Source organism: Alteromonas sp. RW2A1 (assembly GCF_001886475.1).
GTDB classification, from domain to species: Bacteria; Pseudomonadota; Gammaproteobacteria; order Enterobacterales; family Alteromonadaceae; genus Alteromonas; species Alteromonas hispanica.
Window position 1 is genome coordinate 2,661,635 of the sequence record NZ_CP018031.1, and the last position, 26,641, is coordinate 2,688,275.

Consider the following 26,641-nt stretch of genomic DNA (forward strand, 5'->3'; position numbering starts at 1 on the left):
TTATTTAGATCTAGTCTTGAACCGTTGCAGGAGTGACGCGCGCCATTTTATTGAGATCCATAACGATAAAAGCCGGAATGTATACGTCTGCGCTAGCCACAATCTGTTTATTCTCAAGCGACACAATTCTAGCGTTAACACGAACGCCCCTGTCATCCTCTATTATGGTTCCAGTTACAACGTGGTCCATTTCAACACTTTTTGCCAGATATTGACTGCTGCGCGACATAACAAAATCGCCCTGAGGCGTGACCGTGATACCGCTTGAAAGCTTGAAGTCGACAACGGCAAGACCAAAGTCTTGTAACTCGGTAATCAGGTATTCAGATAGTTGGTTACCCAAAACTGTACTGTCGTTAAGACCCGCATTTAGGCGAACAAAACTAGCAATTCCAACTGCGTGTTGATGGGTTAAACGCGTGTTGTTGTCCATGAGTTCCATGGCCAATTGCGCTGCATAGTCATTTAACGCTTTGTGGGTTTTCGTTGGGAAAAAACCGCTTCTAATAGGATCTTTGTAGCCGGGATCGACTGCTATGTGCTGTTGATACTCTCTATCTCTAGAATCTGGTGTGTAAACAAGCCCTGAACGATTGGGCACAGCGACTGGTTTAGAGTCGTGCCTTATTTCGCCGTCTTCCCCTAACCAAAACGATCCTATCGAATCTGTGCTAGAGCAGCCCGATAACAAGGTAATGCTAACAAGTGCTGCTAATGAGTAAAGAATATTTCGGTTCATAATTAGCCCCGACTTAACTTCACGCCGTCACGCATTCCGCTTCGCTCACTTCCGTCACTGGGAATGAGTGCATCAACCACATAAAATGGCACTAACATCTGTGCGCTGGCAACCACTGCCCGCGACTCCATACCTAAAATGCGAGCATTAACCAGTACCCCACCCTGGTGCTTGGTCATGGTACCCGTGAGTACATATTCAATAGGCAAGCTACTGCTTAGCTCAAGATAATCTCGACTTAATACAAAGTCGCCTGCATCAGTAATGCGGATATACTCGGTAGCTTTAAAATCGATAACAGGTACACGAAACTTATGTAGTTCGTGAACAAATGATTCTGCCATTTGACGGCCTAACAAATCCGTTTGCTGAAGGTCGGTATCTAACAACGCAAAATGCGTTACGCCAATAGCGGTTTTTGTGTTCACGTATTCCATATTCGCAATGAGGTCTTGGGTCATGTTCTTTACATAATCACCAATGTGTTTGGTAAGCGGCCTACCTTTGTAGGCACCTTGAACACTTGAGTAAAGCGGCGGCTGGCCAATAGCACCATAAGCGTCCATCCCTTGATCTTCGCTTTCCTCATCATTTGGTGCTCGCTTGGCGGGAGCACGATCTTGCGCGGTAATATCAATTACATTCATTGAGGGACGAACTGGCGTTTGCTCTGCAACCTCTTCGTCGTCCATCATCATGGAGCAACCGCTGAGGGTGAGGAACGATGCTGATAGCATAAGCGCTATTGTAGTCTTCATTTTTTTCATGGGCTTACCTTACACCTTCAGTTCTATACAACATGCCATTACGAGTAGTGACTTGCTCTTGCTGCCAAAAAATTTCCGCGGGAAAGAAACGGGTTGCAGCAGCAACTACATCTTTATTTCGGGCATCGATGATACGCGCGTTTACCATAGCTCCAGATTCCTGATAGACCATGGTACCTGTGATATAAAAATCGACACGCTCGATACTAGAGAGCTTTTCAATGTCTCGTGTCAGTATTCTGTCGCTTTCTTCACTTACAATTATATCGTTCGATAACTTAAATTCTTGAGTAGAAAAGCCTCTTTTCGTGGCCTCAGTCATCATGCCCTGCTCAAGTTGATGCCCTAACAACATAAGAGGATGCTGATGCTCTGGGCTATATTCCATTTTGTCCACGGGCACGAAGCCTACCACGGCATAACGAGATTGCCTTGCCGCACGCACATCTGCAAACAACTCGTTTGCAAGCATATAGGTATAATATTCTACGTTGCCTAATGCAGAGATTGATGGGTCGGATTGAATTCTCTGCGCATTGTCTGTTGATGACGATGAGCACCCTGATAAGACCATAGATGTTGCAGCAACTAATGTGACAACGTTGCACGCCATAGATTTTAGCGGATTAAACATAATATATTTCCAAATGAAGCGCCGTATTGAAAAAGAAATATTCCTGTTTTCTGGAATCTGTCAAAAAAGCAGCATTAACAAACCAAAACAGTGCGCTAGGCCATACTATTTTTGCATTATTTACTCCATTCTAAGCAAGTTTTACACCAAGGCATTAAAAAGAGTATTGGTGCTAGGTTATTTATTAAAGTTAGAGACGCTTGTGCTTACGCACTCTCAAAGGGTAGAGAAAGCTTTCACTATGCAGTTAAAAGTAACCTATTTGATAATTGAACGACGCAGAGCGACTAAAGCAGGTCTAAAAGCGGAAGATAGTTGCCGCCTTTTTATCTTGGCGTTCTACCCAACAGTGCCGCCGAGACACCTAAGAAATACCGTAAACGAACTAAGGCTCAGCTCTTATTTTTTAACTAATCTTTTTAAAGTAGACAGCGTTTAGACAATGTATTGGCATTGTGTGATCAACGTGTTTCTATAGTTTGATAAACGAGGTTATCGAATTTCAATTATTTGATAAGTAAAAAAGGACTAAACATATGCCAAAAACATCTGTTAATTGGGGAATACTTTCAACCGCGAGAATTGCTCACACATTTGCGAAAGACATTGTTCATTGTGCACAGGCCAACTTATATGCAGTTGGCTCGCGGCAGCTTGACAGTGCGCAAAAATTCGCTGCAAACTTCGACATTCCAAACGCTTACGGTAGCTACGAAGACCTGTTAAACGACTCAAATATTGATGCTATTTATATTGCCACGCCACATACCCTTCACGCCGACAATGCTATAGCAGCGCTAAAGGCAGGCAAACATGTATTATGTGAAAAACCTGTCACGACTTCACCTGAAGATTTAGAACGCATTATCAACGTAGCTCAAGTAGAAGAACGCTTTTTTATGGAAGCCATGTGGACGTATTTTTTACCCGCAATTAATAAGGCAGTTGAATGGGTTACTGCCGGTAGAATAGGTGAATTAATTCATACTAAAGCAAGCTTCGGGTTTACTATGCCCTACTCTGCAACCAGCCGAGAATATGCCCGAGAACTCGGTGGCGGTTGTCTATTAGACATGGGCATTTACCCAGCAGCATTTGATGCTTTATTCAATCACACCGACACGCCTCCTATTTTGTTACACTGCGATGTAGCGCCAAATGGCGCCGATAATGACGTATTGTGGATGTACAAAAATAGTAAATCTGTGTCGTTGTTGCACAGCAGCTTTAAGAGCAATTTAGGTAATGATGCGTTACTTATTGGCACAAAGGGGACAATAAAAATACCTGACTTTTGGCGCGCAACAGAATGCACACTATTCAAGGGACTCGATAAAGAAGATCATTTTGCAGATAATCGCAAAGGCAGTGGGTTTGAATTTGAAATAAGCCATGCATGCCAGAACATACTCAATAAAAGCCATGAGTCTGATGTTGTGTCATTTGCAGTATCTCGAAGGTTTCAAGAACGCTTGCACAGCATTAGCAACAACATTAATCAATGGACTTAATTCGAAGCCTGGCACTTTTTCATTAAGGGTTTACGCTCTGAAACTTGATGAATTTAAGAGCCAATCTGCAACTGGCGAATTAGCCTTAAGATACTCACTTTGGAGTTTTTCTTTTACTGTAAATAAGTACAACTTTTCAAATTTTTTAATCGACGAAAAATAAAAAGGAAACAATCCATATTTCAGCACTTTGTTTTCAAGCGCTCAGTGTAAATTATTGATGAGCGTGTGTTTTCGTGCGACAGTAACGAAAACGTCGAGGGATATGCGGAACTTTTCCACCTTGCATAAAGGATTTTTTCCGTACACTAAGTTGTTAGCAGCCTTCAATGAGTTTGACCGAAAAATACACTAAATATTTAAATCAAGTTTCTTGGATCGTGGCGGAGATACCACTTCTAATCCCTCCGGCAATAGTTGCTTATTTATTTCACCCGAACATGGACTACCCCGTTAAGCTAATTATCGTTGGCTTTTTATCGGTAGTAGTAACACTGTTTAATAGCTATATTGGCATTAGGGCAGTATTCAAAAAGGATGTTGAAACTATGTTTAACTTTTTAGTACTGCCTTTTTCTATGGCTGTTTTTGTACTTTATTTAGGTTTTAATTAGGTCGACTGCTAACAAACAACTGTTGTCGTTCGCTCGCGCTCACTGGGACATAAACATGCAGGCTCAGTCGCTCCGCTCCAATTTTAGCCTGCATGTTTATGCCCCAAAGTAGGGTGTTATGTTTTTGGAGTAGAGTTTAAATGAAATGGATGTTCCTAATATTACTCATACCTTTTCAGGCCCTTTCTTCGACCTGTATTAGCACCGAAGATAAGAGCTTAATATGGAATCAAAAATATTCACATCTCATTTCTGTAACTGCTCACTCATTGGAAGAAAGTTACACTGTCGAGATAGAAGCACCTCTTGAGATAGAAAGTTTCCCCTTTAAAGCTATAGGGTTATTCATCGACAGTATTGATGATCCAACATTATTTACTATGCTCTATGCCAATCAAGTGGACGGAAAATATGTAGCTTGGTATTCGGTAAAGCGAGAATTGGTTAGAAAACAATATATTTTAGTGAATTATAGTGGCGAAGGCTGTGATCACGTCGATGTGACAAAGCAGGTTGTTTTTAATTAAAAACATAACAATCAAATGTTGGGGACACAAACACGCGGGCTCTGCTTCGCAGTATAGCCCACGTGTTTTTGCCGCCAAATTAGGGCGTTAGCTACCACAAGGAAAATTGCATGGACGGATTATTTTTCGGGTTAATTGTAATGGTTTTTGCAGGTGCGTTGCCCTGTATCATTCTCGGCTACCTTATCGCAGTAAAACAAATGAGAGGTCTCATTGCTGGTTGGGACGAGTCAAAAATATCTAATCCTGAAGCGTATGCAAAATTGATCGGCTTTTCTGTATTAGTTCTAGGAACGCTAATCGGGTTAATCGCATTTATCTGGTATCTGGGCTTAGTTAACGAAATTGGTATGACAATACTGCTTTGTGTTGCGTCACTAATTCCAATTCCATGTGTGCTAATAGCAAACGCTAGGTATGGCAAACATGGTAGCTAACAAGTCAATAAACTCGCTCACTGCGTTCGCTGGGACGCATACATGCAGGGCGGCTTCGCCATTATGCCCTACGTGCCTGCGCCCGTTATTGAAAAGTTAGACACCAAAGGGATTTATGAACTTTCGTAATCTTGCTCGTAAACATCTTCAAGCTGCTAAAAAGCAAATCGACTCACCTGATGATAGCAACCTTCGGTATGCTGCACTCGATTTGAGAATGGCTATGGAAGCGATAGTTTACGATAGAGCGTTATCGTTTAAGGATGAATTCCCTGAAAGAGAATATGATACATGGCAGCCAAAAAAAATCATGACCATTCTTATCGAGATAGAGCCAACCACTGATAAGGATTCATCTATAGCTATGGGAATTGAGGAGTCCACGGGTAAACCTTCTCAAGAAATGAAACATATAGGCTCGGAAAAAGTTCTCAGCATGAAGATTCTAAAAGATCACTATGATCGGTTGGGAAATTATCTTCACATGATGAATCTTAGGAGCTTTCAACGAAATAAAACTACTGATTTTGAAAGGATGAGAGTTCGGTGCTCCGAAATTTATTTGATGATTGATAGCGTTCTTGCTTCCCCACTTTTCAATTGTACACTGGGTACATTTAGTCATATAGACTGTTTCGAATGCGATAAACCTATTAGAAAAAGAGTTCCGTCTATTGATGATGACTTAGAAATAGAAGCAGAATGTAAAAATTGTAAGGCTAGCTATAATCTAGAACCTCAAGGAAACGGCAACTATGTTTGGCATGCGAACCGTCAAAATATCATCTGTGGTAATGAATCATGTAAGCAACTAATCCCTATTTGGCAGCGGGAAGTAGGTCTTGGTAAATTTTGGGTTTGCAAAAGCTGCGGCGGTAAAAACACAATAACCTATGGTGTAGCATTTGAGCCATCGCCTAACACATATGAGCCCAGCTCCCGTCAATAGGTAATAGTATTTCTCTGGCTGCGTTAGCAGCCAGTCCAAATCTCTGCGCTAAACCTCCTAGCTTCAATCCGGGCAATACTTGCTGCGACGCTGAATAAAACCACCTATCCTCTGCTCAAAGACTTTAAAGTTGCCTGTCAATAGGGCCTTGGTGAACGGTTACGTCAATAGGTACCTAAAAATCGTTCAGGTAAAACTTGGGCATTTACGAATAAATGCCCAAGAACACTACTAATCCCCTTTACTATGCACGAGTCGATAGAGTACAGGCAGCACTACCAGTGTTAGCAAGGTTGACGATATTATCCCGCCGATGACCACCGTGGCCAAAGGCCGTTGCACCTCTGCACCAATACCTGTATTGAGCGCCATGGGCACAAATCCTAAACTTGCCACTAATGCTGTCATTAATACCGGACGCAAGCGAATAAGTGCCCCTTCAACAATGCTATTCACTAATTCTCCGGTTTCTAGCAAACGTTGCTTGATGAAGGACAGCATTACCAATCCGTTTAATACCGCAATACCAGACAACGCGATAAACCCTACCGACGCGGATATGGATAAAGGCATATCCCTTAACCAAAGAGACATTACACCGCCTGTTAATGCCAAAGGGATACCTGTGAAGATAATTAACGCATCGCGTATTGAACCAAACGCAATTACCAGCATAGTCAAAATCACAAACAACGTAACCGGTACAACAATCGTCAATCGTTGACTCGCACTTTCGAGCTGCTCAAAGGTTCCGCCATAGTCGAGCCAATAACCAGCAGGTAAATCTACTTCTTCATTAATTCTCGCCTGAGCTTCTTCAACAAAAGTGCCAATATCTCTGTCACGCACATTTGCTGTGACAACAATACTACGTTTGCCATTTTCCCGGCTTATTTGGCTAGGTACTTCTTTAAATGCCAGTGTGGCTAATTCGCTTATCGGTACATGCTCACCAGAGGGCGTGACGATGGGAACGCTCTCAAGCTGAGTGAGTTCATTTCGAATGTCGTCGCCATATCGCACGACAATCTCAAAGCGTCTGTCGCCTTCAAAAATCATTCCAGCGGTTTCTCCACCTGTCGCAGCATTGAGCCATAACTGCAAGTCGGCTATATCCAAACCAAAGCGTGCCAATTGATCAGGCTTTGGTGTGACGGTGAAGATTGGAATGCCTTCTACCTGCTCAAGCCTCGCGTCATCAGCTCCTTCAATCGTTGAAATAACGGTCAAAATGTCAGAAGCAGATGCAAAGAGCGTATCTAAGTCATCCCCAAATAGCTTTATCCCCAAATCTGCCCTTACGCCACTAATCAATTCGTTAAAACGCATTTGTATAGGTTGCGTAAATTCATAATTATTGCCGGGCAAAGTAAACAAGTCCTCTTCAAACGTTTTCACTAACTCAGCTTTTGTCATTGATGGATCGGGCCATTGCTCCCGAGGCTTTAAAATAACAAACGTATCAGTAATGTTTGGTGGCATAGGGTCGGTGGCGACCTCACCCGTACCCGTGCGACCGAATACCGTCTGTACTTGCTCATACTGCATAAGTTTCGCTTCAAGAGTTTTTTGCATTTCAACTGCTTGTTCTACCCCAGTCCCAGGGATGCGTATCGCTTGTACTAAGATATCACCTTCATTGAGCTGGGGAATAAACTCGGAGCCTAATTTACTGCCCATCCATAAACTGCCGACAACCAAAGCACTCGCTGCTACTACCACTAGCCATCTAAAACGCAGCGCTCCGGTTAAAACAGGACGATAGACTGCCTTTGCACCTTTAATAATTGGGCTTTCTTTTTCGCTAATTTTACCTCTCATGAAAATTGCTATCGCCGCAGGCACTACGGTAAAACAAAATACCATTGCGGCAAGCAAAGCCATTATCACGGTCGCTGCCATGGGGTGGAACATTTTACCTTCGACGCCAGTGAGCGTGAACAAGGGGATATAAACAATGGTAATGATCAATACACCAAACAAACTGGGACGTATGACTTCATTAGTGGCTTCATATACAACATTCAGCCTTTCTTTGAGCGGTAGAGTAGCGCCGTTTTGTTTCTGGGATTCGGATAATCGTCTGATACAGTTTTCAACAATGATAACTGCGCCATCGACAATCAAGCCAAAATCCAGTGCGCCTAAACTCATCAAGTTAGCAGACACATCTGTTTTGACCATGCCCGATATCGTGGCAAGCATTGCCAAGGGTATTACAGCGGCGGTAATAAGTGCAGCTCGCACATTCCCAAGCAAAACGAATAGCACAACGATGACAAGTAAAGCGCCCTCGACGAGGTTTTTCTGCACTGTGTCGATGGTTTTGTCAACGAGGCTTGTCCTATCGTAAACCGCTTCAAGGATTACGCCCTCGGGTAAGCTTGTTTTAATGGTTTCGAGCTTACTGTCCACAGCTTTGGCGACCGTACGAGAGTTTTCTCCCACTAACATCATTGTCGTGCCAATCACTGTTTCTTGGCCATTTAACGTGCCGGCTCCAGAGCGCAGCTCTTTACCGAGGTTGATTTGGGCGATGTCTTGAATTTTTACTGGTACGCCATCAATGATCTTAACAACCACTTGGCCGATATCGTCGATGCCCTTAAGTTGGGCTTCCGATCTGATCAGTACTTGTTGCCCATTTTGTTCTACAAAACCAGCGCCTTGATTCGCATTGTTGCGTTCTAGCGCACTGAGAAGGTCACCTGTACTTATCCCAAAGTTTATCATTGCGACTGGATTAGGATTCACATGATATTGCTTTTCAAATCCGCCTATCGCATAAACCTCGGTCACCCCCTCAACAAGCGACAATTGGGGCTTAATTACCCAATCATGGATCTCCCTTAATGCCATAGCATCATAGGGTTGACCGTTGTCCTGTCGCGCCTGAGGCTCAGCACTTAACGAGTACATGTAAATTTCACCCAAGCCTGTGGAGATAGGGCCCATTTCAGGGGTTAACCCTGTTGGCAATTGCGCCGCGATGGCGGTGAGACGCTCGTTGACGAGATTTCGTGCGAAATATAAATCAGTGCCCTCTTTAAACACGACTGTGACTTGCGACAAACCATAGCGTGATATCGAGCGGGTATACGATAAATTAGGCAAACCGGCCAGCGAGGTTTCAACTATAAACGTTATGCGTTGTTCAGTCTCCAAAGGCGAGTAACCTGGGGTTGCGGTATTTATCTGCACTTGCACGTTGGTGATATCAGGCACAGCATCAATCGGCAATTGTTTGTAACTGTACATACCAAAAAAGGCGACAAACAAGGCGAACAACATCATGACACCACGTCGCTCAATGGATAGACGGAGTATTGGTGCTATCATGTTCTCACCTCACCGTTTTTATGGACTTGGCTTTGCTTTTGACAATAAATGCGCAGGTAATTAGTCATCATCGCCCGCCTCCATTTTTAATAAATCAGCTTTTAGTAGATAGCTATTTTCTACAACGACCTGCTGGCCTATTTGAACGCCCTTCACAATCTCTACTAAACGGTTGTCCGTGTTCCCAAGCTTTACTTGGCGGGGGTAAAATCGCTCCCCTTCTTTGACAAAAACAATGGTTTGCCCATCTAACTCTTGTATTGAACTTTTGGGGAGTGCCAGATTGACTTCTTGGAAACCAATCTGAATATAACCCTCTACCATAGCGCCTAAAGGCCAATAACCACTGCCATTATCAACGTTCACAAACGCGATAGAATAGGGTTTGTCATCCGGTGAGGACGTAATGTGGCTTATACTTGATTGTTGCTGCAATTCCTCAAGCCTTAAAGTGACTTCCATATCAGCGGCAATATGAGTACGTTGTTTGGGGAAAATAGCCAATTGAGCAATTGCGCGAGAGTAATTAGCAACAGAAAGCAGCACTTGACCGTTGGTGAGCTCACCATCATTGGCGTGTCTAGCTATGATTTTTCCAGACATCGGTGAGGTGATTGAGTATTGATTTAAACTCTCGTTTGACTCAATGATTGCCAGTGTGTCACCTTTTTCTACTTTATCTCCAATATTCACCATGATACGTTTTACAACACCGTCGAAGCGGGCACGAATATGACTCAGTGACGCAGGATCATTAACTATCCGCCCAAACGTTCTGGTTGTGAGCGATAATGATCCTGACGCGGCTGAAGCGGTGTTGATATTGTGTTCAAGCATTTGTTGTTGTGATAACACTATGTACTCAGGTCTTTCTTCCTCTTCACCATCGTCATCATCAGCCATGGCGACGTTAGCAAACAGTAAAGTTAGCAGCATGGCTAACATGCTAAGAAAGTCATGCGCGTTTTTGCGCAATGTAAATTGTGATTTATTCATTATTTTTTCTCTATTTATTCTGATGTTTGAGCAGACGTCGAGGGAGAGTTAGAAATCACGGGGATCCCCGTGAGTGCCTCTAGGTCTGCGCTTCGAAGATGGACTAAGCCTGCTGCTTTGATCAGTGTTCGTTGCATATCGATGAGTTGCTGCTGCGTTGTCACCCACTCTATGTAGTTGTAGCGACCACTTTCATAGCCTTCCCGCGCCAAGTTCAGTGCAGATTCCAATGTGGGAACGACATTGTCTTGAAGGGTCGTAACAGTGAGCAAGGCTTGGTCTTTTGCGCTAATGACTTGATTTATTTGGCGAGTGAGTTCACGAATTTTCGCTTGTTTTTGATAGTCGATACTGTCAAGCAATGCGCGCTGTTGTTCGTATTCACCTAGATTCCGCTGCTTGGTATTTAACGGCACCGAAATACTGGCGACAAACGCTGTATCATCAATTCCTTGCAGTCTCCGGATACCGGCTTCCCACGCAATATCAAACTGCTGGCTAGTCTGAACCACTCTCAATCTGGCCTCTTGTACCCGATAGTTATCAGCATAAAGCAGAACGTGTGGATTGCTTTGAAGCTGTGAAAGCATATGTTCAAGTGATAGTGAATTTGGAAACGATAACAGTGTCCCTTCAACTTCCGCAAACGCAGCGTTAGTGTCACCCCACATGATGGCTAGGTCGCGTTTATACTCATTGAGTTTTTGTTCACTTATCAATAACGACAAACGCGCCTGCGACAACGCTGACTCTGCACGTTTTTTCTCAAGTGGTGAAGAAGCCCCCGCTTCAACCCGTGTAGAGACTGTCTGAAGCATTGTGCGAGCCAGCATTTCAGCTCGTTGCTCAGTCTTGTGCAACGCTTGTTGGACAATGACATTGATATATCGTCGAGTTGTTTCACCCAAGATGTCCAGCGTACGAATGCGCCGTTGTGTAAGCAGTTGTGCTTTTTTTGAACTCACCACATTCATTCGGCCGCTGACTTTATCTCCAAGCTCGATGACCGACGATAAGGTCAGTGTCAATTCGGCATTTTTGATACCAGACACTTCGCCTGTTCCCAACACATTTTCAACTTCAACCCCAACAGACATTTCAGGTCGTAAGCTGGCCATTTTTGATTCACCATCCAAAGCCGAAGATTTAAATTCGAACACAACTAAATCTGGGTTGTTTGATAATGTGCGTTTGAGCGCATTTTCAAGCGTGATTGAAGACTTTTGCGCATTGGCAGATTGAACAGATATGCTCATGGTTACCAGTGCAGCAGATATCAATTTCAGATACGCTGAGCTAGCTTTTTTTATGCCCAATGGGCGTGAAGAACTCATAAAAGAACCTTTTGTTCATAAGATAACGACATACATGGAAAGCACCCATGCAAACATATAGGAGGGAATGGATTAATGTTGAGGTGGGCGCAAAAGGCCTTCGACTAGGCCGTCAGTGACGTTGCGGGAATAACTGTATTGATTGGTATATAACGGTTTAGATACGTCATTTATTGGGTGTTGTGCCAGAAACTTAATCTGTCCACATTGACACAGCACACAATGGAAACACTTAGACTCTTCACTCGACGTATTATCACCAGCATTTACATTTTTTTCGGGAACATCATAAGTGCCTATCGACTTTGATTGTTCAGGGACTGACGATACCTCCGCAGGGTAGTCATCGCATTGAGCGGCGAACGAAAAGCCCGATTGACACATGAGCAAAGTAATAAGTAGCCATGCCAACCTACGCAGTTTTGATGTGCAATTAAAAATTGGCATTTTCTTATCAACTTTGCGCATTAAGCGCTCGCTGTCTTTCATTTCCAGCATCTTCGAGGATCATTTTTGCCCCGCGCAACACAACGCACGAAACTATCACACCGATAACCAGATCAGGCCATCGAGAATCGAGCCAAAACACCAAAACGCCAGCAAAGATAACACCTAAGTTGGCAATCACATCGTTGGCTGAAAATATCCAGCTTGCCCGCATATGCACTTCTTCATTTCTTTGTTTGCGTATGATCACAAGACAAATGACATTAGCAACCAGTGCAACTGCCCCCATAGCCATCATTAGTCCCGATACAGGTTCGCTACCGTAAATTGACCGTCTTACAATATCAATGATAATCAACACACCCAGTGCCATCTGAAAAAAGCCGCTAATTCTAGCCGCATTGGCTTTGTGCAATAGCGATTTACCAATAGCATAAAGGGCAACACCATAGACAACTGCGTCGGCGAGCATATCAAGTGAATCGGCTATTAATGCGGTTGAATCAGCAAGCAACCCGATCCCCATTTCTATAACAAACATTGTCGCGTTTATTCCCAAAAGCCAATACAAAACCTGTCGTTGAGACTGGTCTTTTATTTCAACTTCGCACCCACATCCGCTCATTAGAAACACACTCTTTACTGATGAATAGTATGAGTATAAAGTCTATACTTGGTATAGAGTCAACGGTTAGGAGTAAAAAATGAAAATTGGTGATGTCGCAAAGACGACAGGTTGTAGTATTCAGACCATTCGTTTTTATGAAAAGAAAGGGCTATTGCCTGAGCTCAAGCGCTCAAGTGGAAATTATCGTGTCTACGATAAGGGGACTATTGAACAACTCCTATTTATTAAACAGTGTCGTTCATTGGATATGTCTATCATGGAAGTAAAAACGCTCATGGACAGTCGTTCGAAGCCAGATCAGAGCTGTTCAAATATCAATACGTTAATAGCTAAGCATTTATCAGACGTCATTATTCGCATTGAAGAGCTAAACGCATTAAAGTCATCACTCGAAAATATGGCGTCAAAGTGTGATCAAAACAAAACCATTAGGGACTGTGGCATTTTAAATTATTTACACACTTAAAAGTGTAAGAAGCACACAGTTTCACTGTGCGCGCTCACCTTAACTTGTATCTATCGGCTAACATTCGTCATTTGTGTAGATTTATAAGGCAAAAATCAATAGCCTGAACTTTTGATACTGAGTCAGCCATGCATATTCATTTGTGGCCCTACAAAGCGATTTACATCGGAATCAGTCCTGATAATGATGTTCATGCACATCATGCTGTCCAAATTTGCATTGGTTTAGACAAAGACATCTCGGTTCAAGATTACAAGGCACAAAGTATTCACACCGGACAATGTATTGTGATTTTCGAAGATGTACCTCACAAGGTTTTGGCACAGGACAATCAGATTGTAGTCATCTATTTAGAGCCTGAAGATAGGCAAAACCAACAATTTCTCAAAGCCTTACGTCAAGCCAGGAATGATGGAATTAATACTCTGCCGCTTACTAGCAAAGAATTGGGATCCATTTCTCAGCATCTATTTACTGACGTCGATATCGACAAAGTGTGGAAAACAGTAAATAAAGCGGTAGGGCTAGTCTATAGTCCTGCGCTTTCATCGCGCCCTGAGAATAAACGGGTACGAGCGGTCATCGACATTATTGCTTCGCAGAGAGGTTGTGCAATCGATATGGCGTTTTTATCATCGAAGGTTTTCTTGTCCCCAAGTCGTCTAACACATCTTTTTAAGCAAGAAGTGGGTATACCTATTAGTCGTTTTATTGTCTGGTGGCGTGTGCGCGCCGCAATAGAACAACTGAGTAAGTCAGCAACATTGACTGAGGCTGCCCATGCTTCGGGTTTTTCTGATTTACCTCATATGAGTAAAACGTTTAAACAGCTGTTTGGATTTGCACCTTCCTCGTTATTCAAACCGCACACCATTAAAATTCACAGTAATTAGCCGTTTGATACAAGCCGAATTAAGTTTGACTAGGGAATAATATACGCATCAATAAAAACGCGAATGTGTAAATACTATGAGAACGTTGGTCCAATGGATGTTCAGCCCATTATTTTTTTTAAGCTTTATCTTTGCAGCATCCAGTATCTCCCAAAACACAGGATCTGCAGCTTGGCTTATACCCCTGCTTTTATTCGCCATCGTCGTATCTTTTGCAGCTGAGAAATGGTTACCATATGAAAAAGCATGGAATACACCGCAGGGCGATTTCGGGCGAGATATAGTGCATGCCATTGTCAATGAAGGCTCTTTGGCTCTCACGGTCGCGTTTATCCCAATAATGACCGCGATAGTGCCCCACTTCAGTATTTGGCCACACCATTGGCCACTACTAGTACAACTTGGCTTTGCCATCATCGTCGCTGACTTTGGGATAACGATGGCACATTATTTTAGTCATAAATACAAAGTGCTTTGGCGCTTACACGCGGTTCATCATAGCATCAAACGAATGTATGGGTTTAATGGGCTATTGAAGCATCCCCTTCACCAAGCGATTGAACTAAGTGCAGGTACACTCCCATTACTTTTGATAGGTATGCCCTTAGAAATAGGCGCATTGTTAGGGTTTATTGCTGCCATACAGTTGCTGTTGCAACACTCTAACGTTGATATGCGGCTTGGCCCGCTAAAATATGTTTGGGCTGTTGCTCCAGGTCACCGACATCATCACGTAAAAGACGGTACCAAAGGTGACGTTAATTTTGGGTTGTTTACACATTTATGGGATCACCTCCTTGGCACTTTCGTCACCAATTCTAATGAACGACCCTCACCACGTGATGGGGAGCTAGGAATTGGTAGTCAACCTAATTACCCACAAAATTATATCTCGCAGCTTTTTCAGCCTTTTAAGTGAAAGATTTAGCTTTTGGTTTTCTAATCAACTGCTCGACAATTGCTGCTCCAGAATATTATTCATGAGGAATATTACAAACATGTAATCAACCAGTAATAGCAGCGTCATGAGTTAATTACTTATGTTCGGTATCCTAACTTAGCAGTTATCGTTATTTCGAGGAAAAACAAATGCAAATTGAGCAATTCAGTGACATTTTAGAGTGGACAGCTAATTACCATAAGGCTCTCGCTGAACAACTGTATTGCTGTTGTAAGAAGACAGATTTGAACAAACTTGTACTCGATTATCTCGCAATGCATGAAAACCACCTAAGTAAGCTGATCTTAGCCTTCAAAAACTTAGGTAAAACCGGAGAATTGGATACTTATTTTGTTGAGTACATAAACGATAAGCCTGACATACCTTTACTGTGTCCGCCTAACCTAGATGATTGCACTACTTATGAACAGGTCATAGAGCACGTTATGAAGCGCCATCAACAAATTATCGAATTATTTTCGTATCTAAGGAAGCAAATGGTCGTTGGGCATCAAATAGAACTACTTGATTCTATTTTAGAAACCGAACAACAAGAGATTAAAATAATGGCACATGGTATTAACCGAGCGCACGAATTATAAGCCTTTAATTGGATTCATAAACTATGGAGTGAGGTTGTGAGGAAGCACCAACACAAGTCAAATTACAAAGAAGGAAGTCTCAGTCTTATTGGCGCGGTTGCAATGGGTACAGGTGTCATGATCGGTGCAGGTATCTTTGCTTTGACCGGACAAGTGGCTGAATTGGCCCGCGAGTGGTTCCCATTAGCCTTTATCATAGCGGCAATGATCACATCAGCAAGCGCGTATTCCTACGTGAAGTTATCCAATGCTTATCCTTCTGCAGGAGGGATTGCCATGTTTTTACAAAAAGCTTATGGCAAGGGGACTGCCACTGCGGTTTTTGCATTACTCATGTACTTTTCAATGGTAATTAATGAAAGCCTAGTTGCGCGGACATTTGGTCAATATACCGTACAAATAATTGATACAAAACCCAACGAGTGGTTAGTCCCAGCATTAGGTGTAGCAGTATTGATCTTTGCCTTTTTCATAAACATTATGAGTAACAAGGCTATCCAATCTATTTCATTTGTAATGGGAATCGCCAAAGCTTTAGGATTGGCGGTGTTAGCGGCTGGAGGAATATATGCGGCCCAAAGAGGGGTTGTTGAGACTTTTGTTCAAACGACCGACGCTTCGTTTGTTGACTTTCTGGGGGCCGTCGCGCTAGCCGTATTGGCATTTAAAGGTTTTACTACGATAACAAATAGTGGCGGTGAAATCGAAAATCCACGTAAAAACGTGGGTCGCGCAATAGTCATTTCAATTGCGATTTGTATTTTCATATACCTATTAGTTGCCGCAGCAGTTGGAACAAACCTATCAATCCAGGAGATCGTCGCAGCGCGCGATTATGCATTGGCAGAAGCAGCAAAACCAGCCTTCGGACAATATGGACTTTGGATAACAGTCGGTTTTGCGATAATTGCTACCGTGTCAGGCGTCATCGCAAGTGTATTCGCTGTATCGCGTATGTTAGCGATGCTAACTGACATGGAGCTTGTACCACACAGCCATTTTGGTATGCCAGGAAATATCCAAAAACACACGCTGGTATATACAATAGTCCTTGCTATGACGTTAACGATATTTTTTGATTTAAGCAGAATCGCTTCTTTGGGTGTGATTTTCTATCTGCTGATGGATATTGCGATTCACTGGGGCGTACTAAACTACCTGCGTAAAGAAATTTCTGCCAACCGGTTTATACTGTTAACCGCCATTACATTAGATTTAATTGTACTGATAGCTTTCATCGTCGTTAAGGTGAAAACGGATAGCATCGTAATTTGGACGTCATTAGCGGGCTTGTTTCTGATAATTACCGCAGAGAAGCTTTATCTTAGCCGCAAAAGAAAATGATCTTACTGTTATATAGATAGGTAACTGAGGTCTGCATAACTCTTTTCCACATTCTGATTTTAGTAGAAGTAATCTCACACTAAATTGTAATCCGTATTTTCCGACGAATGAAAATCGTTACTTTATTCAGCTTATTGATTGATAATTGTAACAGCAATATCACGTATTAAAGAACTTATGGCACAAATATTGGATTGTCTTAGGTAAACCGTAAATACATACTAAGCAAACGGCATAAGCCATCTGACGCTGTAAATGTTATGCGCGGATAGGTAATTTTTACACTGTGTCGAATTGCAGCTATTAAAGGATTGTAAATTTAGATGACTCACGACGACCACACGACAATAGCTTTAAGTACACTTATCAAGTGCTTGATGCTTATTGCAAGTGTGACTTATGGTTCATCTGTATTGGGTTGCGAAAGTGAAGGTACTGGCAACATCTCATCCATGAAGGGAACACCGGAAATTGAACAAGCAAAGCTGCATGTTCAAATGCACATTGAAGATAATGTTGATGAGAGCTGTCATGAGGAGTGCTGCACAGGATCTTGCGATTGTTCTCATGGAAATTGTTTTACAATTTGGCTACTGACCGGCAATTATCACTACAAAATTAAGTCATTTGATTATGTTTTCTCATTATTCGAAGGTGATTTACTACGGTCTCCTCCTTCTAGATTGCTTAGACCCCCAATAGCATAAGCCCGTTCTAGTTTTAACTACGAAAACTCGGTACATGCTCGGTCCGTTTTAACGTAAGCATGTGTCTGAATCTATCCATCAAATTAGAGAACAATTTATGTTAAACAAATTAAATAAAGATAGGCGCAGATTCGTTAAGTCTGCCGCTTTGACATTAGGTGGGACAGCGCTTTTACGTCAAATTTCACCAGCCTGGGCTAATCCAGAGGGCTTATCTCATGCTGGGCAAGAGTTAAAACCAAGTTTTGGAAACAACGTTGTCAGCGGGGAAAACATCAATATGATGATTAGCAGGCAGCACAAGCGTATTGCAAGCGCACCTGGCCTACCAATTACAATTAATGGTTCGTCACCGGGCCCGTTAGTGCGTCTAAAAGAAGGTCAGCATGTCACTATAAATGTAACTAACAACTTGCTTGAAAGTACGTCAATCCACTGGCACGGATTGATACTCCCTTACACGATGGACGGTGTACCTGGCGTATCGTTTCCCGGTATCGCCGCTGGCAGTACCTTTACCTATGAATTCGATATTGAACAAAACGGTACATATTGGTACCACAGTCATTCAGGTCTTCAGGAGCAGCTTGGGCACCTTGGTCCCATGGTTATTGAACCAAAAGACGGCGACATCGGTGCAGATCGGGAGCACACCATTATTCTCAGCGACTGGACCTTCGAAGATCCGCATGATGTTTTCCGTCACCTTAAAGTTGCTGAGGGCTATTATAATTATCAGCAACGTACAGTCGAAAACACGATTAAAGATATTAAGAGCCAAGGACTGATCAATACGGTCAAAGAACGAGCAATGTGGTCCCGTATGCGCATGAACCCAAGAGATATACTCGATGTAACTGGCGCGACCTATACATACCTGATGAACGGCCGTGACCCACAAACAAACTGGACTGCATTGTACAAACCCGGAGAAAGCATACGCCTTAGGCTTATTAACGGGTCAGCAATGACCTATTTTGACTTCCAAGTTCCCGGGTTGGATCTGACAGTTGTTGCAGTAGATGGTCAGCCTGTTAAGCCAGTAACAGTAGGTGAAATACGGATCGCTGTTGCAGAGACCTATGATGTCATCGTAAAACCCAAAGATACTAAAACCTATACTATTTTTGCACAAAGCATGGACAGAAGCGGCTATGCCAGAGGCACATTGGCAACATCTGTCGGCAAAGAAGCAAGTATCCCAGCACTTCGCCCAATGCCTGAATTAGGTATGGATGCTATGGGGATGTCGGGAATGGATGAAATGGCTAACATGGATTCGATGGCCGCTACGAACAACAAGGAGACTTATGGTGACCAAGAAAATCACGGCCCTAATCATTCGATGGCAGCGATGCAGAACAAGGTAGTTCCTGTGGATGGAATTCCTATTAAGCACTCACCGGACGGCCACGGACCAGGTGCGTCTATGATTGCCAAAAACCCGGTCAGCCGACTAGACGACCCTGGAATAGGGTTTGATGGGGTTTCTCACAAGGTACTTGTTTATTCAGACCTTACAGGTGCCAAGCAGTGGCCAGATAACCGTGAACCAACACAAACCATCGAACTGCATTTGACCGGTAACATGGAAAGATACATGTGGTCTTTTGATGGCAAAAAATTCACTGAAGTGGATAAGCCCGTTCATTTCAAGTACGGGGAACGCGTGCGCCTTATTCTTGTCAATGATTCGATGATGTATCACCCCATCCATCTTCACGGTATGTGGATGGAGCTAGAAAATGGTAACTCCCCTTCCCCCCGTAAACACACGATCAGTCTCAAACCGAGCGAAAAAGTCTCTTTACTGATCAGCGCTGACGCACCCGGAAATTGGGCATTTCATTGTCACCTTCTATATCACATGGACGCTGGTATGTTCCGCGTTGTAAACGTTTCTTAAGGGGTACCTTCATGAATTTACGAATTATATTTGGACTAATAATACTTACCGTAACACTTCGTAGTGTCGCACAAGAAACACCTGAAAGCTGGCCATCGCCTGTCAAAGATACACTTAATGGTATTGTTCTATTTGACAGGCTAGAAGTAGCGCGCAACAACCGTGAGGAGAACATCGCGGTTTGGGATATGATCGCATGGTATGGAGGCGACACGTACCGTCTTTATTTTAAAAGTGAAGGTGAAAATAAACAAAACGATGGGGAGCCAACGGATATTGAAAGAGCTGAACTGCTTGCTAGTCGCTTAATTGCACCTTTTTGGGAAATTCAGGTTGGAATTGGTGCCCGTGGCGAATTGACGAGTGACAGTAATATGGAAAATTATGCTGTAGTTAGCCTTTTTGGAATGGCTCCCTATCAATTTGAAGTAGATAGTTCACTTATTATTAACGAAGACGGTGATGTCAGTGTTTCAATGGAAGCCGAGTATGACTATCGCATGTCACAAACCTCATATTTGCAACCGCGAATATCACTGTCTGCTTCACTTTCTGAGTCAGAACGGTTTGATAGACCTTCTGGGTTTAATTCAATTCGTGTTGGCTTACGCTATCGAATGGAGGTCTCACGGGAATTTGCCCCGTATATTGGTGCTTATTGGTCTAGAGCCTTGGGAGCGTCAGCGGATAATCTACGTGGCATAGGCGATCCTGTTCATGAAACGGGTGTGGTTCTCGGTGCCCGTGTGTGGTTCTAATGCCTGAATTATCCCAACAGTTTATGGCGATACTAATTCAGTTATCAATAGCATTATTAGCAATTACCGCAAGTGCAATTAGCCATTACCGCATATTGCAGTACTTGACGAAATTCATAGCCCGCCTTCGTAATGGAGCACGCGGTTTAATTGTACTTTTTTGTGGGATTACAGCGTCTCAATTGCTAGCAGCTCTGTGGTTCACGTTTGCTTTTAAAGTGTCCATAGCAATGGGTCTAGGGAACGTAAATGGTGGCAGCCTAAACCAATTTATTGAGCTTTTCTATTTTTCCCTAATCAACCTGACCACGCTTGGACTTGGCCAGATTGAAGCGACTTCTCATTTGAGATTTCTTGCTGGAATAGAAGCAATGACTGGCTTTTTACTGGTGAGCTGTTCAGCCTCTGTTTTAATTAAATACATGAAACATTAATCTAGAATTCAAGGAATTAAACATGACTAAATATACTAAATTTTTCGCAATGATACTTACCTCTACCGCCTTTATGTTGGTTATGATGTACTTCAATTCATATTCAATTGAGCATGTTTTCTTTAGCGAGACTCGCTTATACATGGCTATCTACATGGGGGCGATGATGGCGGTCATCATGCTGCTATTTATGCTGCCCATGTATGAAAGCAAAATAAAAAACGTTTCAATTTTAATAGGCAGTGTCGTTATTTTTTGTTTGGCGCTATTTTTGGTGCGATCGCAAGCTACCATTGAAGGTCGCGCGTGGATGAAAGCAATGATACCTCACCACTCTATTGCGATCTTAACCAGTGAGCGTGCAAATATTGATGATGTCCGAGTTCAAAAATTGGCCGAAGAAATTATAAACGCTCAAGAGCGCGAGATTAAGGAAATGAAATGGTTAATCTCAGATATCAATAAAAATGGCATTGTGTCCTCAGCGAATGAGGCAATTCAGCGCCCTGTCCCCGATTTTAGTAAAAAGTAACAACTATCTTTTATTATTATTTTATACCGGAGAACAAACATGAGTAAATCTGCAACGCTTTACAGAATGCATACGAAGGAGCACATTTGCCCCTATGGTTTACGTTCAAAAGACCTGTTGGAAAGAAAAGGATATAAAATCGACGATCATAAACTTAGCTCTCGTGAAGAAACAGATAAATTTAAGGAAAAACATGGCGTTGAAACAACACCTCAAACATTTATTGAGGAAAACCGTATTGGGGGATATGACGAGCTAAGGGAGTTTTTTGATATGGGAGAAGCGGGGCAGACTGGCACAACCTACACGCCGGTTATTGCCATTTTTGCGACCGCATTTCTAATGGCGTTAGGTATTGTATTCGCGCACGCCGGCACAATTGGGTCACTTTCGACAGTTACAGTCATCGAAGTCTTTGTTGCACTTAGTATGTCGATTCTTGCGATTCAAAAATTACGCGATTTATATGGCTTTACTAATTCTTTTATTACTTATGATTTACTAGCGATGCGCAGTGTGCGATACGGTTACGTTTATCCATTTGCGGAAGCGTTCGCTGGGATTGGTATGCTTGCCGGAATATCAGGCTATGTCGTTGGCCCCGTATCTCTCTTTATTGGAACCATTGGTGCAGTATCGGTATTTAAAGCTGTTTACGTAGATAAACGCGAGTTGAAATGCGCTTGCGTCGGCGGAGACAGTAATGTTCCCCTCGGTTTTGTTTCGCTTACTGAAAATTTGTTTATGATTGGCGCTGGAATTTGGATGCTTTATCAAGCAATTGGAGCTTAAACATTGGGTGTTGCTCTAACACCTATTGATGAAGCCACAATCACTTTCCAAATTGCTCTAAAATACTTTATGCGCCCATTTGCCCGCAATGGGAAAATAGGCGCTTCCAGCGGCCAAAACTTGCCACGTTTTTAATCGTCACTCTTTGTCGAGAATGCTTTGAAAGCTTTTTCTAGCGAATCTTCAAACTTCTCTTTGTTACAACCCCCGTCTTCACTTTGTTTGGTTTCGTTGTCTGTTGGTTTAATGGCTTGATTTGGCGTGTTCGTGACTTGGAGTAAATCGGTATTTAGCATCGTGGAAACCCTTCTGTTCGCGTTGATCTCATTAAAAACTGGTGTGCCGGATAACACACACATTATCTAAAGCAAATAACAGGCCAAATGTCCATGTTAACAAATGTTTGGGGTTAACCCGAATGACAGTAAACTGCACTGAGAACGAATGCTTTCTATGTAGCTTTTCAAGGCGTCGTCTACCGACGCTATGTCACGAAAACATATATCAATCGCTTTATCTACATGTGGACGAGATTGGATACTTGCAATAACCTGATCTTTATCACCACACATCATAAGCAAACGGATAGCCTCTTCCAAGACGAGCATATGGCAACCTTCCATTGCTAATACACCGTTATGTTGCATTCGGTTAACCGCCTTTAAAGCTCTTTATCACCCGTAAAAAGGTTTGATGGTTTGTTTTCTTGAGCGCCAAACGTGAGAATAAGATCTCCTGCGTCAAGGTGAGGGGTACGAAGTTGTGCAATAACATCAAGGGCTTGCTCGTCGGAGATTGTGACAGGTTCGCTGTGAGATACAAAATAAAGAATACTTTGTATGTGCGCCGGTTCGAATCCCATTTTATTCGCTCTTGAAGGGGTGTGTATGCCCGCAACATATGGCAATGCATTAAGGTAACGGAACACATAGCTGTGATGAGTAAACAGGTCGACACAGTCAGTCAATAATGCATAACGTGCCAATTTAAAAATGACATCGTTATCCGTAAAAATATTAATTTTCACTATGCTACCCAGACTGCATACTCATTAGATACTCACTATCCTCTGAACGCACGTCTAGCTGCTGCATTGCCTCAGCACATGAAAATTGTAATGTCGCTATGGCGTTTCCCTTTTCTAAAAACCGCATCGCTTGCTGAGTCAAAATCCAATCTCTTGTTTCGCGCCCATACGTCAATGCAAAGTGCCCAGCACTGACGCCGCTCGCTTGGCTTGAACGCTTAGCCTGAATAGCCAATTCAGCAGGTCGACTCAATCGCCCAAGTCGCTTTACCATTGAAACAATATCTGTCTCTTTGCGCAGCAGTCGAAGCGCATACGCATCGGCTTCGTCTTCCTGTGGGTCGGTCTCAACTTCTAATGATTCCCCTAATTCAGGTAACACTGAATCCGTTAAGCTTCCATCCTGCGTGAGGTGATCACACATGATATGCCCAAGCACATGTAACAATACAAAAAGCTGCGTAGAGGGACTCTTGTGTTTATGACCCAGTACGGTGGCATAATGCTCATTAGAGCGCATCACCATTCCCGCAGGTCGTGCAATATTGGTTGGAAAGCGAGACACATGAATGACTGGTATATGGCAAGCCCAAAAAATTGGCAACACGTTGGCTAATGTGAGTTCCCCTAATGAGTCCAACGACTGTTGTAAACGGATAAGATCGGGTGTGCAGTGATTGTACTCGAGCACTGTGATAAGTGTATTTGCCACCGCTTGACATAAAAAAGTTGCGTCAGACAATTGTTGAATATCGATATGAGCGCGCTTTTTAAATTGTACCGTGTAAGCAGCGGGTAAAAATGATACGTTGCCATCGTTGACTGAGACACTTAATCCTAATCGTTGATCAAGTACTTTGGCAAACTGTAAAAAACCTGAGTTGCTTTGTAATAATGCATCATCCCACCACGCAGGCAGCACTCTATTGAGGGTAGCCCTACTAATGCCGACATCTCGGATCTGTTTGTAAACCGCCGACTTCGACGGAAGCTTGAATGCGGTCATCTCGCCCCCAATGTCATTATTATTGCTCAAGTTTACATGAGTGTGCCGCCAATAACAGCCTCCCCAATTGGGGTTCTAGGGATTTTCCCCTCTAAAAAGACATAATCCTCTGTAGACCACACCAATAAATGGCTGCGGAGGTGGGTTACTACTTATAAGTGTGGCAAATTACGAGTCTGGCGGCGCTTGCTGGAAAACTCACTATCGGCAAAAGTTTACTGTTGGCTCATGGGCGGTAATGGCTGCGATTTACTATGCAGCAATGATGGCTGAACTACCGTTTAGGTCATTGATTTTCGATGTACTGGTGTAAGCATATGATTTACATATAGACATTATTTAATTTTATTGTTTTCAGTTAACGTTACCGCGACCGATATCGCAGAATAAAATGTCATTAAAACTACAAAAACTTTGGGCCGGTCATCATAAATTTTATAATAGAAAACTTCTGGATTTGCTCCAAAACTATTGGTTTCGCTTAAGAACAATGTTACGCGCTCGATAGTATCGTCAGTCAACCTATTTACTTCATCAGAGTTTGTAGAGCTAAAATCACGTAATTCATTGCTTATAACAAGCGTGGCACCTTCCCACTTACTTTGAGTGTGATGGTAATATAATCCACATGCTATGTGCGATAACACGCTGTCAAAACGTCTTAGGTCGATTGAATACGCCGCAGTGTGTTCTACTTTTCCATCGGGATGTTTTAGCATTACACGTTGATAGTTATCTAAAAAGTTCGAGTATGTGTCAGGCCGCCGGTCAATTGCTCGCATGATCTTGGTATTAAACAGCTGCTCTTTTATGTCATTTCCATGAAAGCACGTAGATAGACAAAACACTAAATACTCATCGTCTCTACTCTTACTATTATTGTGTTTCTCACAGGATGGTACCGTTATTAAATCTTTGCGTAGACTGATTTCACTGAGCACATCTTTTTGTTTTGGAAACAATGCTTTTGGAGGAATATGCTCCTTCGTTGTCGCTAAGGCATCGCACATGTAGCACGTTCTCTTTCGCATTAGCTACTCGACTTTTCTATCTTTGCCAGATGAGGCACGCTTTTTTCGCTCAACCTGCACATACACCGTATCGGTTGTCGCACTGCTAGAATGGCCCAGATCTTCTGATAGATCCTTTAGCGGTCTATCACGCTCTATCTCCATGCTTGCACCGGTATGACGCAGATAATGTGTGGTGGCTTCATTTAATTTCTGAGCGGATTCTAATCCTTGTTCTGACTTCATTTTGTCAAATGCAGCGTCGAACACGCTCTGAATAAGCCTCGAAATTTGACGACCTGTTAAACCACCGCGGCCTCTTATTTTTTCAACCAGAACGGTTTGCTCACCTTTGGACGGTAAAGGTGATAGTCCACGCCATTTTCTATAGCGTTTCAAAAACGTAAGATAACCCGGTGGTACCGTGATATCTCTTATCTTTTTGCCTTTTCCATAGGCCTTAAACCACCAGTTGTTGCCCTCATCTGTCCAAAAATGACTCATCAAGGGCGTCCAATCATTGCGCTCCGAGAGTTCTGAAAGCCTCAGAAATAGGGTTTTCATGGTAGCAATAGTAAATAAACTACGCTCCAAAAGCGGATCACTATCCGCCATCTCAACGGCAGTATCCAAGAGATATTGCCATTGCTGCTCAGTTAATCGACTTATCGTCTTTACCTGACTGTCTTTTATCAAGTACTTACAGTCTCGTTTTGCCAATGGAATAGGATTGCCGAAACAAATTTCTTCATCGATGAGATGGCGGTAAAAAGAGCTTAATGCCACAAAGGTAGATTCGAGGGTCTGCAATGAGGGTTGGTACTTTTTCGGATCGAGCACTCTGTCTTTATCGTATTTCGGCGGCGTTTGCCTGAACGGCGTCCACTTAAGGTTTGAAGCAAAGTAACCGTTATTGAGGCGAAATCGGTCATGGAGCTGGGTGCTTATCCATTTAACCGGTGGCGCCACACAGAAATCAATGTATCGCAAAATATCTGCTTTACGTAAATCATCTACTGGCTGCTTATCTACCATAAAGACCCACAATAGGAACTTTTCGATGTCATTTCGAAAACGCACGTACGTGTGTTGTGATTTGTTGCGACCAATATATAAAAGGTATTCTTTCGCCCAGTCCCAGTGCTGTCTCATCCATGTCGGTTGATTGTCTAAGAATGAACTTAGCTGTGGATAGTCAGACAAACTGAGCTCTGCTAGCTCAGTATACGTGGGAAACAACGGTGTGGGTTTAGTGATGGCCAAGTGTGTTGTGATTGTTAGTTAAGATGCAAACATTATAAC

Annotated in this window: 30 protein-coding genes; 16 read left to right on the forward strand and 14 right to left on the reverse strand. The window is 42.8% G+C overall.

Annotated elements, in window-relative coordinates; translation table 11 throughout:
• Window positions 1–10: 10 nt before the first annotated feature.
• The 3 genes from BM528_RS11840 to BM528_RS11850 are packed head-to-tail and all read right to left on the reverse strand — an operon-like array spanning window position 11 to window position 2,119.
• Entirely contained in the window at window positions 11–739 is a 729-nt protein-coding gene (locus BM528_RS11840) for a FlgO family outer membrane protein (RefSeq protein WP_071979993.1), read from the reverse strand.
• 2 nt (window positions 740–741) lie between these two features.
• Complete coding sequence (locus BM528_RS11845) at window positions 742–1,506, reverse strand: FlgO family outer membrane protein (RefSeq protein WP_071979994.1); 765 nt, start codon at window positions 1,504–1,506, stop codon at window positions 742–744.
• A 4-nt stretch (window positions 1,507–1,510) separates the two neighbouring features.
• Window positions 1,511–2,119 carry a FlgO family outer membrane protein gene (locus BM528_RS11850; RefSeq protein WP_420809560.1) on the reverse strand — a complete coding sequence of 203 codons (609 nt, stop codon included), beginning with the start codon at window positions 2,117–2,119 and terminating at the stop codon, window positions 1,511–1,513.
• 557 nt (window positions 2,120–2,676) lie between these two features.
• On the opposite strand from BM528_RS11850, the gene BM528_RS11860 reads away from it, so the two are divergent.
• The 5 genes from BM528_RS11860 (at window position 2,677) to BM528_RS11880 (ending at window position 6,178) form a co-directional block, all read left to right on the forward strand.
• Window positions 2,677–3,651, forward strand: coding sequence for a Gfo/Idh/MocA family protein (locus BM528_RS11860; RefSeq protein ID WP_071979997.1), 975 nt, complete (start codon window positions 2,677–2,679; stop codon window positions 3,649–3,651).
• A 329-nt stretch (window positions 3,652–3,980) separates the two neighbouring features.
• Window positions 3,981–4,265 (forward strand): hypothetical protein, encoded by a 285-nt coding sequence (locus BM528_RS11865; protein WP_071979998.1) that lies wholly within the window; start codon window positions 3,981–3,983, stop codon window positions 4,263–4,265.
• 140 nt (window positions 4,266–4,405) lie between these two features.
• The gene (locus tag BM528_RS11870; protein WP_071979999.1) at window positions 4,406–4,792 is read left to right on the forward strand and encodes a hypothetical protein; all 387 of its coding nucleotides are present in this window, start codon (window positions 4,406–4,408) and stop codon (window positions 4,790–4,792) included.
• A gap of 110 nt (window positions 4,793–4,902) precedes the next feature.
• Window positions 4,903–5,229 carry a hypothetical protein gene (locus BM528_RS11875; RefSeq protein ID WP_071980000.1) on the forward strand — a complete coding sequence of 109 codons (327 nt, stop codon included), beginning with the start codon at window positions 4,903–4,905 and terminating at the stop codon, window positions 5,227–5,229.
• A gap of 115 nt (window positions 5,230–5,344) precedes the next feature.
• Complete coding sequence (locus BM528_RS11880) at window positions 5,345–6,178, forward strand: hypothetical protein (protein ID WP_071980001.1); 834 nt, start codon at window positions 5,345–5,347, stop codon at window positions 6,176–6,178.
• 231 nt (window positions 6,179–6,409) lie between these two features.
• Here the strand turns inward: BM528_RS11880 and BM528_RS11885 are convergent, their stop codons facing one another.
• From BM528_RS11885 to BM528_RS11905, 5 genes are all read right to left on the reverse strand, one after another.
• Window positions 6,410–9,517 (reverse strand): efflux RND transporter permease subunit, encoded by a 3,108-nt coding sequence (locus tag BM528_RS11885; RefSeq protein ID WP_071980002.1) that lies wholly within the window; start codon window positions 9,515–9,517, stop codon window positions 6,410–6,412.
• Window positions 9,518–9,577: 60 nt separating this feature from the next.
• Window positions 9,578–10,513, reverse strand: a complete 936-nt coding sequence (locus BM528_RS11890; protein ID WP_071980003.1) for an efflux RND transporter periplasmic adaptor subunit — start codon at window positions 10,511–10,513, stop codon at window positions 9,578–9,580.
• A 14-nt stretch (window positions 10,514–10,527) separates the two neighbouring features.
• A complete protein-coding gene (locus BM528_RS11895) occupies window positions 10,528–11,847 on the reverse strand; it encodes a TolC family protein (protein WP_083595272.1) in 1,320 nt (439 codons plus the stop codon).
• Between the two features lie 72 nt (window positions 11,848–11,919).
• A complete protein-coding gene (locus BM528_RS11900; RefSeq protein ID WP_004588585.1) occupies window positions 11,920–12,315 on the reverse strand; it encodes a hypothetical protein in 396 nt (131 codons plus the stop codon).
• Window positions 12,302–12,919, reverse strand: a complete 618-nt coding sequence (locus BM528_RS11905; protein WP_015065928.1) for a cation transporter — start codon at window positions 12,917–12,919, stop codon at window positions 12,302–12,304. Before BM528_RS11905 ends, BM528_RS11900 begins: the two co-directional genes overlap by 14 nt.
• Before the next feature lie 79 nt (window positions 12,920–12,998).
• Between BM528_RS11905 and cadR the strand changes: the two genes are divergently transcribed.
• From cadR to BM528_RS11960, 11 genes are all read left to right on the forward strand, one after another.
• Window positions 12,999–13,388: a Cd(II)/Pb(II)-responsive transcriptional regulator gene (gene cadR, locus BM528_RS11910; protein WP_004588587.1), complete on the forward strand. Its 390-nt coding sequence runs from the start codon at window positions 12,999–13,001 to the stop codon at window positions 13,386–13,388.
• A gap of 128 nt (window positions 13,389–13,516) precedes the next feature.
• Window positions 13,517–14,281: a helix-turn-helix transcriptional regulator gene (locus BM528_RS11915; protein WP_071980004.1), complete on the forward strand. Its 765-nt coding sequence runs from the start codon at window positions 13,517–13,519 to the stop codon at window positions 14,279–14,281.
• Between the two features lie 76 nt (window positions 14,282–14,357).
• Window positions 14,358–15,200, forward strand: a complete 843-nt coding sequence (locus tag BM528_RS11920) for a sterol desaturase family protein (RefSeq protein WP_071980005.1) — start codon at window positions 14,358–14,360, stop codon at window positions 15,198–15,200.
• 170 nt (window positions 15,201–15,370) lie between these two features.
• Entirely contained in the window at window positions 15,371–15,823 is a 453-nt protein-coding gene (locus BM528_RS11925; RefSeq protein ID WP_071980006.1) for a hypothetical protein, read from the forward strand.
• Between the two features lie 36 nt (window positions 15,824–15,859).
• Window positions 15,860–17,167 carry an APC family permease gene (locus BM528_RS11930; RefSeq protein ID WP_071980007.1) on the forward strand — a complete coding sequence of 436 codons (1,308 nt, stop codon included), beginning with the start codon at window positions 15,860–15,862 and terminating at the stop codon, window positions 17,165–17,167.
• A 323-nt stretch (window positions 17,168–17,490) separates the two neighbouring features.
• Window positions 17,491–17,874, forward strand: a complete 384-nt coding sequence (locus BM528_RS11935) for a hypothetical protein (protein WP_071980008.1) — start codon at window positions 17,491–17,493, stop codon at window positions 17,872–17,874.
• 97 nt (window positions 17,875–17,971) lie between these two features.
• Window positions 17,972–19,780, forward strand: a complete 1,809-nt coding sequence (locus BM528_RS11940; RefSeq protein ID WP_071980009.1) for a copper resistance system multicopper oxidase — start codon at window positions 17,972–17,974, stop codon at window positions 19,778–19,780.
• A gap of 11 nt (window positions 19,781–19,791) precedes the next feature.
• Window positions 19,792–20,538 carry a copper resistance protein B gene (locus BM528_RS11945; protein ID WP_071980010.1) on the forward strand — a complete coding sequence of 249 codons (747 nt, stop codon included), beginning with the start codon at window positions 19,792–19,794 and terminating at the stop codon, window positions 20,536–20,538.
• A complete protein-coding gene (locus tag BM528_RS11950) occupies window positions 20,538–20,972 on the forward strand; it encodes a two pore domain potassium channel family protein (protein WP_198033555.1) in 435 nt (144 codons plus the stop codon). The genes BM528_RS11945 and BM528_RS11950 overlap by 1 nt, the downstream gene beginning before the upstream one ends.
• A gap of 22 nt (window positions 20,973–20,994) precedes the next feature.
• Entirely contained in the window at window positions 20,995–21,504 is a 510-nt protein-coding gene (locus BM528_RS11955; protein ID WP_071980011.1) for a DUF305 domain-containing protein, read from the forward strand.
• A 39-nt stretch (window positions 21,505–21,543) separates the two neighbouring features.
• Window positions 21,544–22,296 (forward strand): MauE/DoxX family redox-associated membrane protein, encoded by a 753-nt coding sequence (locus tag BM528_RS11960; RefSeq protein WP_071980012.1) that lies wholly within the window; start codon window positions 21,544–21,546, stop codon window positions 22,294–22,296.
• 131 nt (window positions 22,297–22,427) lie between these two features.
• On the opposite strand, the gene BM528_RS11965 is transcribed toward BM528_RS11960, so the two are convergent.
• The 6 genes from BM528_RS11965 to BM528_RS11985 form a co-directional block, all read right to left on the reverse strand.
• Window positions 22,428–22,592 (reverse strand): hypothetical protein, encoded by a 165-nt coding sequence (locus tag BM528_RS11965; RefSeq protein ID WP_044447465.1) that lies wholly within the window; start codon window positions 22,590–22,592, stop codon window positions 22,428–22,430.
• Between the two features lie 96 nt (window positions 22,593–22,688).
• A complete protein-coding gene (locus BM528_RS18845) occupies window positions 22,689–22,943 on the reverse strand; it encodes a hypothetical protein (protein WP_232230482.1) in 255 nt (84 codons plus the stop codon).
• Between the two features lie 14 nt (window positions 22,944–22,957).
• A complete protein-coding gene (locus BM528_RS18850; RefSeq protein ID WP_232230483.1) occupies window positions 22,958–23,323 on the reverse strand; it encodes a hypothetical protein in 366 nt (121 codons plus the stop codon).
• Window positions 23,324–23,327: 4 nt separating this feature from the next.
• The gene (locus tag BM528_RS11975) at window positions 23,328–24,329 is read right to left on the reverse strand and encodes an ImmA/IrrE family metallo-endopeptidase (protein WP_071980013.1); all 1,002 of its coding nucleotides are present in this window, start codon (window positions 24,327–24,329) and stop codon (window positions 23,328–23,330) included.
• Between the two features lie 335 nt (window positions 24,330–24,664).
• Window positions 24,665–25,360: a hypothetical protein gene (locus BM528_RS11980; RefSeq protein ID WP_071980014.1), complete on the reverse strand. Its 696-nt coding sequence runs from the start codon at window positions 25,358–25,360 to the stop codon at window positions 24,665–24,667.
• Between the two features lie 3 nt (window positions 25,361–25,363).
• Complete coding sequence (locus BM528_RS11985) at window positions 25,364–26,602, reverse strand: tyrosine-type recombinase/integrase (RefSeq protein WP_071980015.1); 1,239 nt, start codon at window positions 26,600–26,602, stop codon at window positions 25,364–25,366.
• Window positions 26,603–26,641 lie beyond the last annotated feature (39 nt).

What these genes read in the sequence shown, in the direction of transcription:
- BM528_RS11905 (WP_015065928.1), bottom strand. Translation starts at nt 12,919, where the DNA reads ATGAGCGGATGTGGGTGCGAAGTTGAAATAAAAGACCAGTCTCAACGA.
- BM528_RS11965 (WP_044447465.1), bottom strand. Translation starts at nt 22,592, where the DNA reads ATGCTAAATACCGATTTACTCCAAGTCACGAACACGCCAAATCAAGCC.
- BM528_RS11925 (WP_071980006.1), top strand. Translation starts at nt 15,371, where the DNA reads ATGCAAATTGAGCAATTCAGTGACATTTTAGAGTGGACAGCTAATTAC.
- BM528_RS11980 (WP_071980014.1), bottom strand. Translation starts at nt 25,360, where the DNA reads ATGCGAAAGAGAACGTGCTACATGTGCGATGCCTTAGCGACAACGAAG.
- BM528_RS11935 (WP_071980008.1), top strand. Translation starts at nt 17,491, where the DNA reads ATGACTCACGACGACCACACGACAATAGCTTTAAGTACACTTATCAAG.
- BM528_RS11975 (WP_071980013.1), bottom strand. Translation starts at nt 24,329, where the DNA reads ATGACCGCATTCAAGCTTCCGTCGAAGTCGGCGGTTTACAAACAGATC.
- BM528_RS11960 (WP_071980012.1), top strand. Translation starts at nt 21,544, where the DNA reads ATGAGTAAATCTGCAACGCTTTACAGAATGCATACGAAGGAGCACATT.
- BM528_RS11900 (WP_004588585.1), bottom strand. Translation starts at nt 12,315, where the DNA reads ATGCGCAAAGTTGATAAGAAAATGCCAATTTTTAATTGCACATCAAAA.
- BM528_RS11890 (WP_071980003.1), bottom strand. Translation starts at nt 10,513, where the DNA reads ATGAATAAATCACAATTTACATTGCGCAAAAACGCGCATGACTTTCTT.
- BM528_RS11885 (WP_071980002.1), bottom strand. Translation starts at nt 9,517, where the DNA reads ATGATAGCACCAATACTCCGTCTATCCATTGAGCGACGTGGTGTCATG.
- BM528_RS11945 (WP_071980010.1), top strand. Translation starts at nt 19,792, where the DNA reads ATGAATTTACGAATTATATTTGGACTAATAATACTTACCGTAACACTT.
- BM528_RS11860 (WP_071979997.1), top strand. Translation starts at nt 2,677, where the DNA reads ATGCCAAAAACATCTGTTAATTGGGGAATACTTTCAACCGCGAGAATT.
- BM528_RS11870 (WP_071979999.1), top strand. Translation starts at nt 4,406, where the DNA reads ATGAAATGGATGTTCCTAATATTACTCATACCTTTTCAGGCCCTTTCT.
- BM528_RS11955 (WP_071980011.1), top strand. Translation starts at nt 20,995, where the DNA reads ATGACTAAATATACTAAATTTTTCGCAATGATACTTACCTCTACCGCC.
- BM528_RS11915 (WP_071980004.1), top strand. Translation starts at nt 13,517, where the DNA reads ATGCATATTCATTTGTGGCCCTACAAAGCGATTTACATCGGAATCAGT.
- BM528_RS11845 (WP_071979994.1), bottom strand. Translation starts at nt 1,506, where the DNA reads ATGAAAAAAATGAAGACTACAATAGCGCTTATGCTATCAGCATCGTTC.
- BM528_RS11880 (WP_071980001.1), top strand. Translation starts at nt 5,345, where the DNA reads ATGAACTTTCGTAATCTTGCTCGTAAACATCTTCAAGCTGCTAAAAAG.
- BM528_RS11920 (WP_071980005.1), top strand. Translation starts at nt 14,358, where the DNA reads ATGAGAACGTTGGTCCAATGGATGTTCAGCCCATTATTTTTTTTAAGC.
- cadR (WP_004588587.1), top strand. Translation starts at nt 12,999, where the DNA reads ATGAAAATTGGTGATGTCGCAAAGACGACAGGTTGTAGTATTCAGACC.
- BM528_RS11950 (WP_198033555.1), top strand. Translation starts at nt 20,538, where the DNA reads ATGCCTGAATTATCCCAACAGTTTATGGCGATACTAATTCAGTTATCA.
- BM528_RS11850 (WP_420809560.1), bottom strand. Translation starts at nt 2,119, where the DNA reads ATGGCGTGCAACGTTGTCACATTAGTTGCTGCAACATCTATGGTCTTA.
- BM528_RS11875 (WP_071980000.1), top strand. Translation starts at nt 4,903, where the DNA reads ATGGACGGATTATTTTTCGGGTTAATTGTAATGGTTTTTGCAGGTGCG.
- BM528_RS11840 (WP_071979993.1), bottom strand. Translation starts at nt 739, where the DNA reads ATGAACCGAAATATTCTTTACTCATTAGCAGCACTTGTTAGCATTACC.
- BM528_RS11865 (WP_071979998.1), top strand. Translation starts at nt 3,981, where the DNA reads ATGAGTTTGACCGAAAAATACACTAAATATTTAAATCAAGTTTCTTGG.
- BM528_RS11895 (WP_083595272.1), bottom strand. Translation starts at nt 11,847, where the DNA reads ATGAGTTCTTCACGCCCATTGGGCATAAAAAAAGCTAGCTCAGCGTAT.
- BM528_RS11940 (WP_071980009.1), top strand. Translation starts at nt 17,972, where the DNA reads ATGTTAAACAAATTAAATAAAGATAGGCGCAGATTCGTTAAGTCTGCC.
- BM528_RS18845 (WP_232230482.1), bottom strand. Translation starts at nt 22,943, where the DNA reads ATGCAACATAACGGTGTATTAGCAATGGAAGGTTGCCATATGCTCGTC.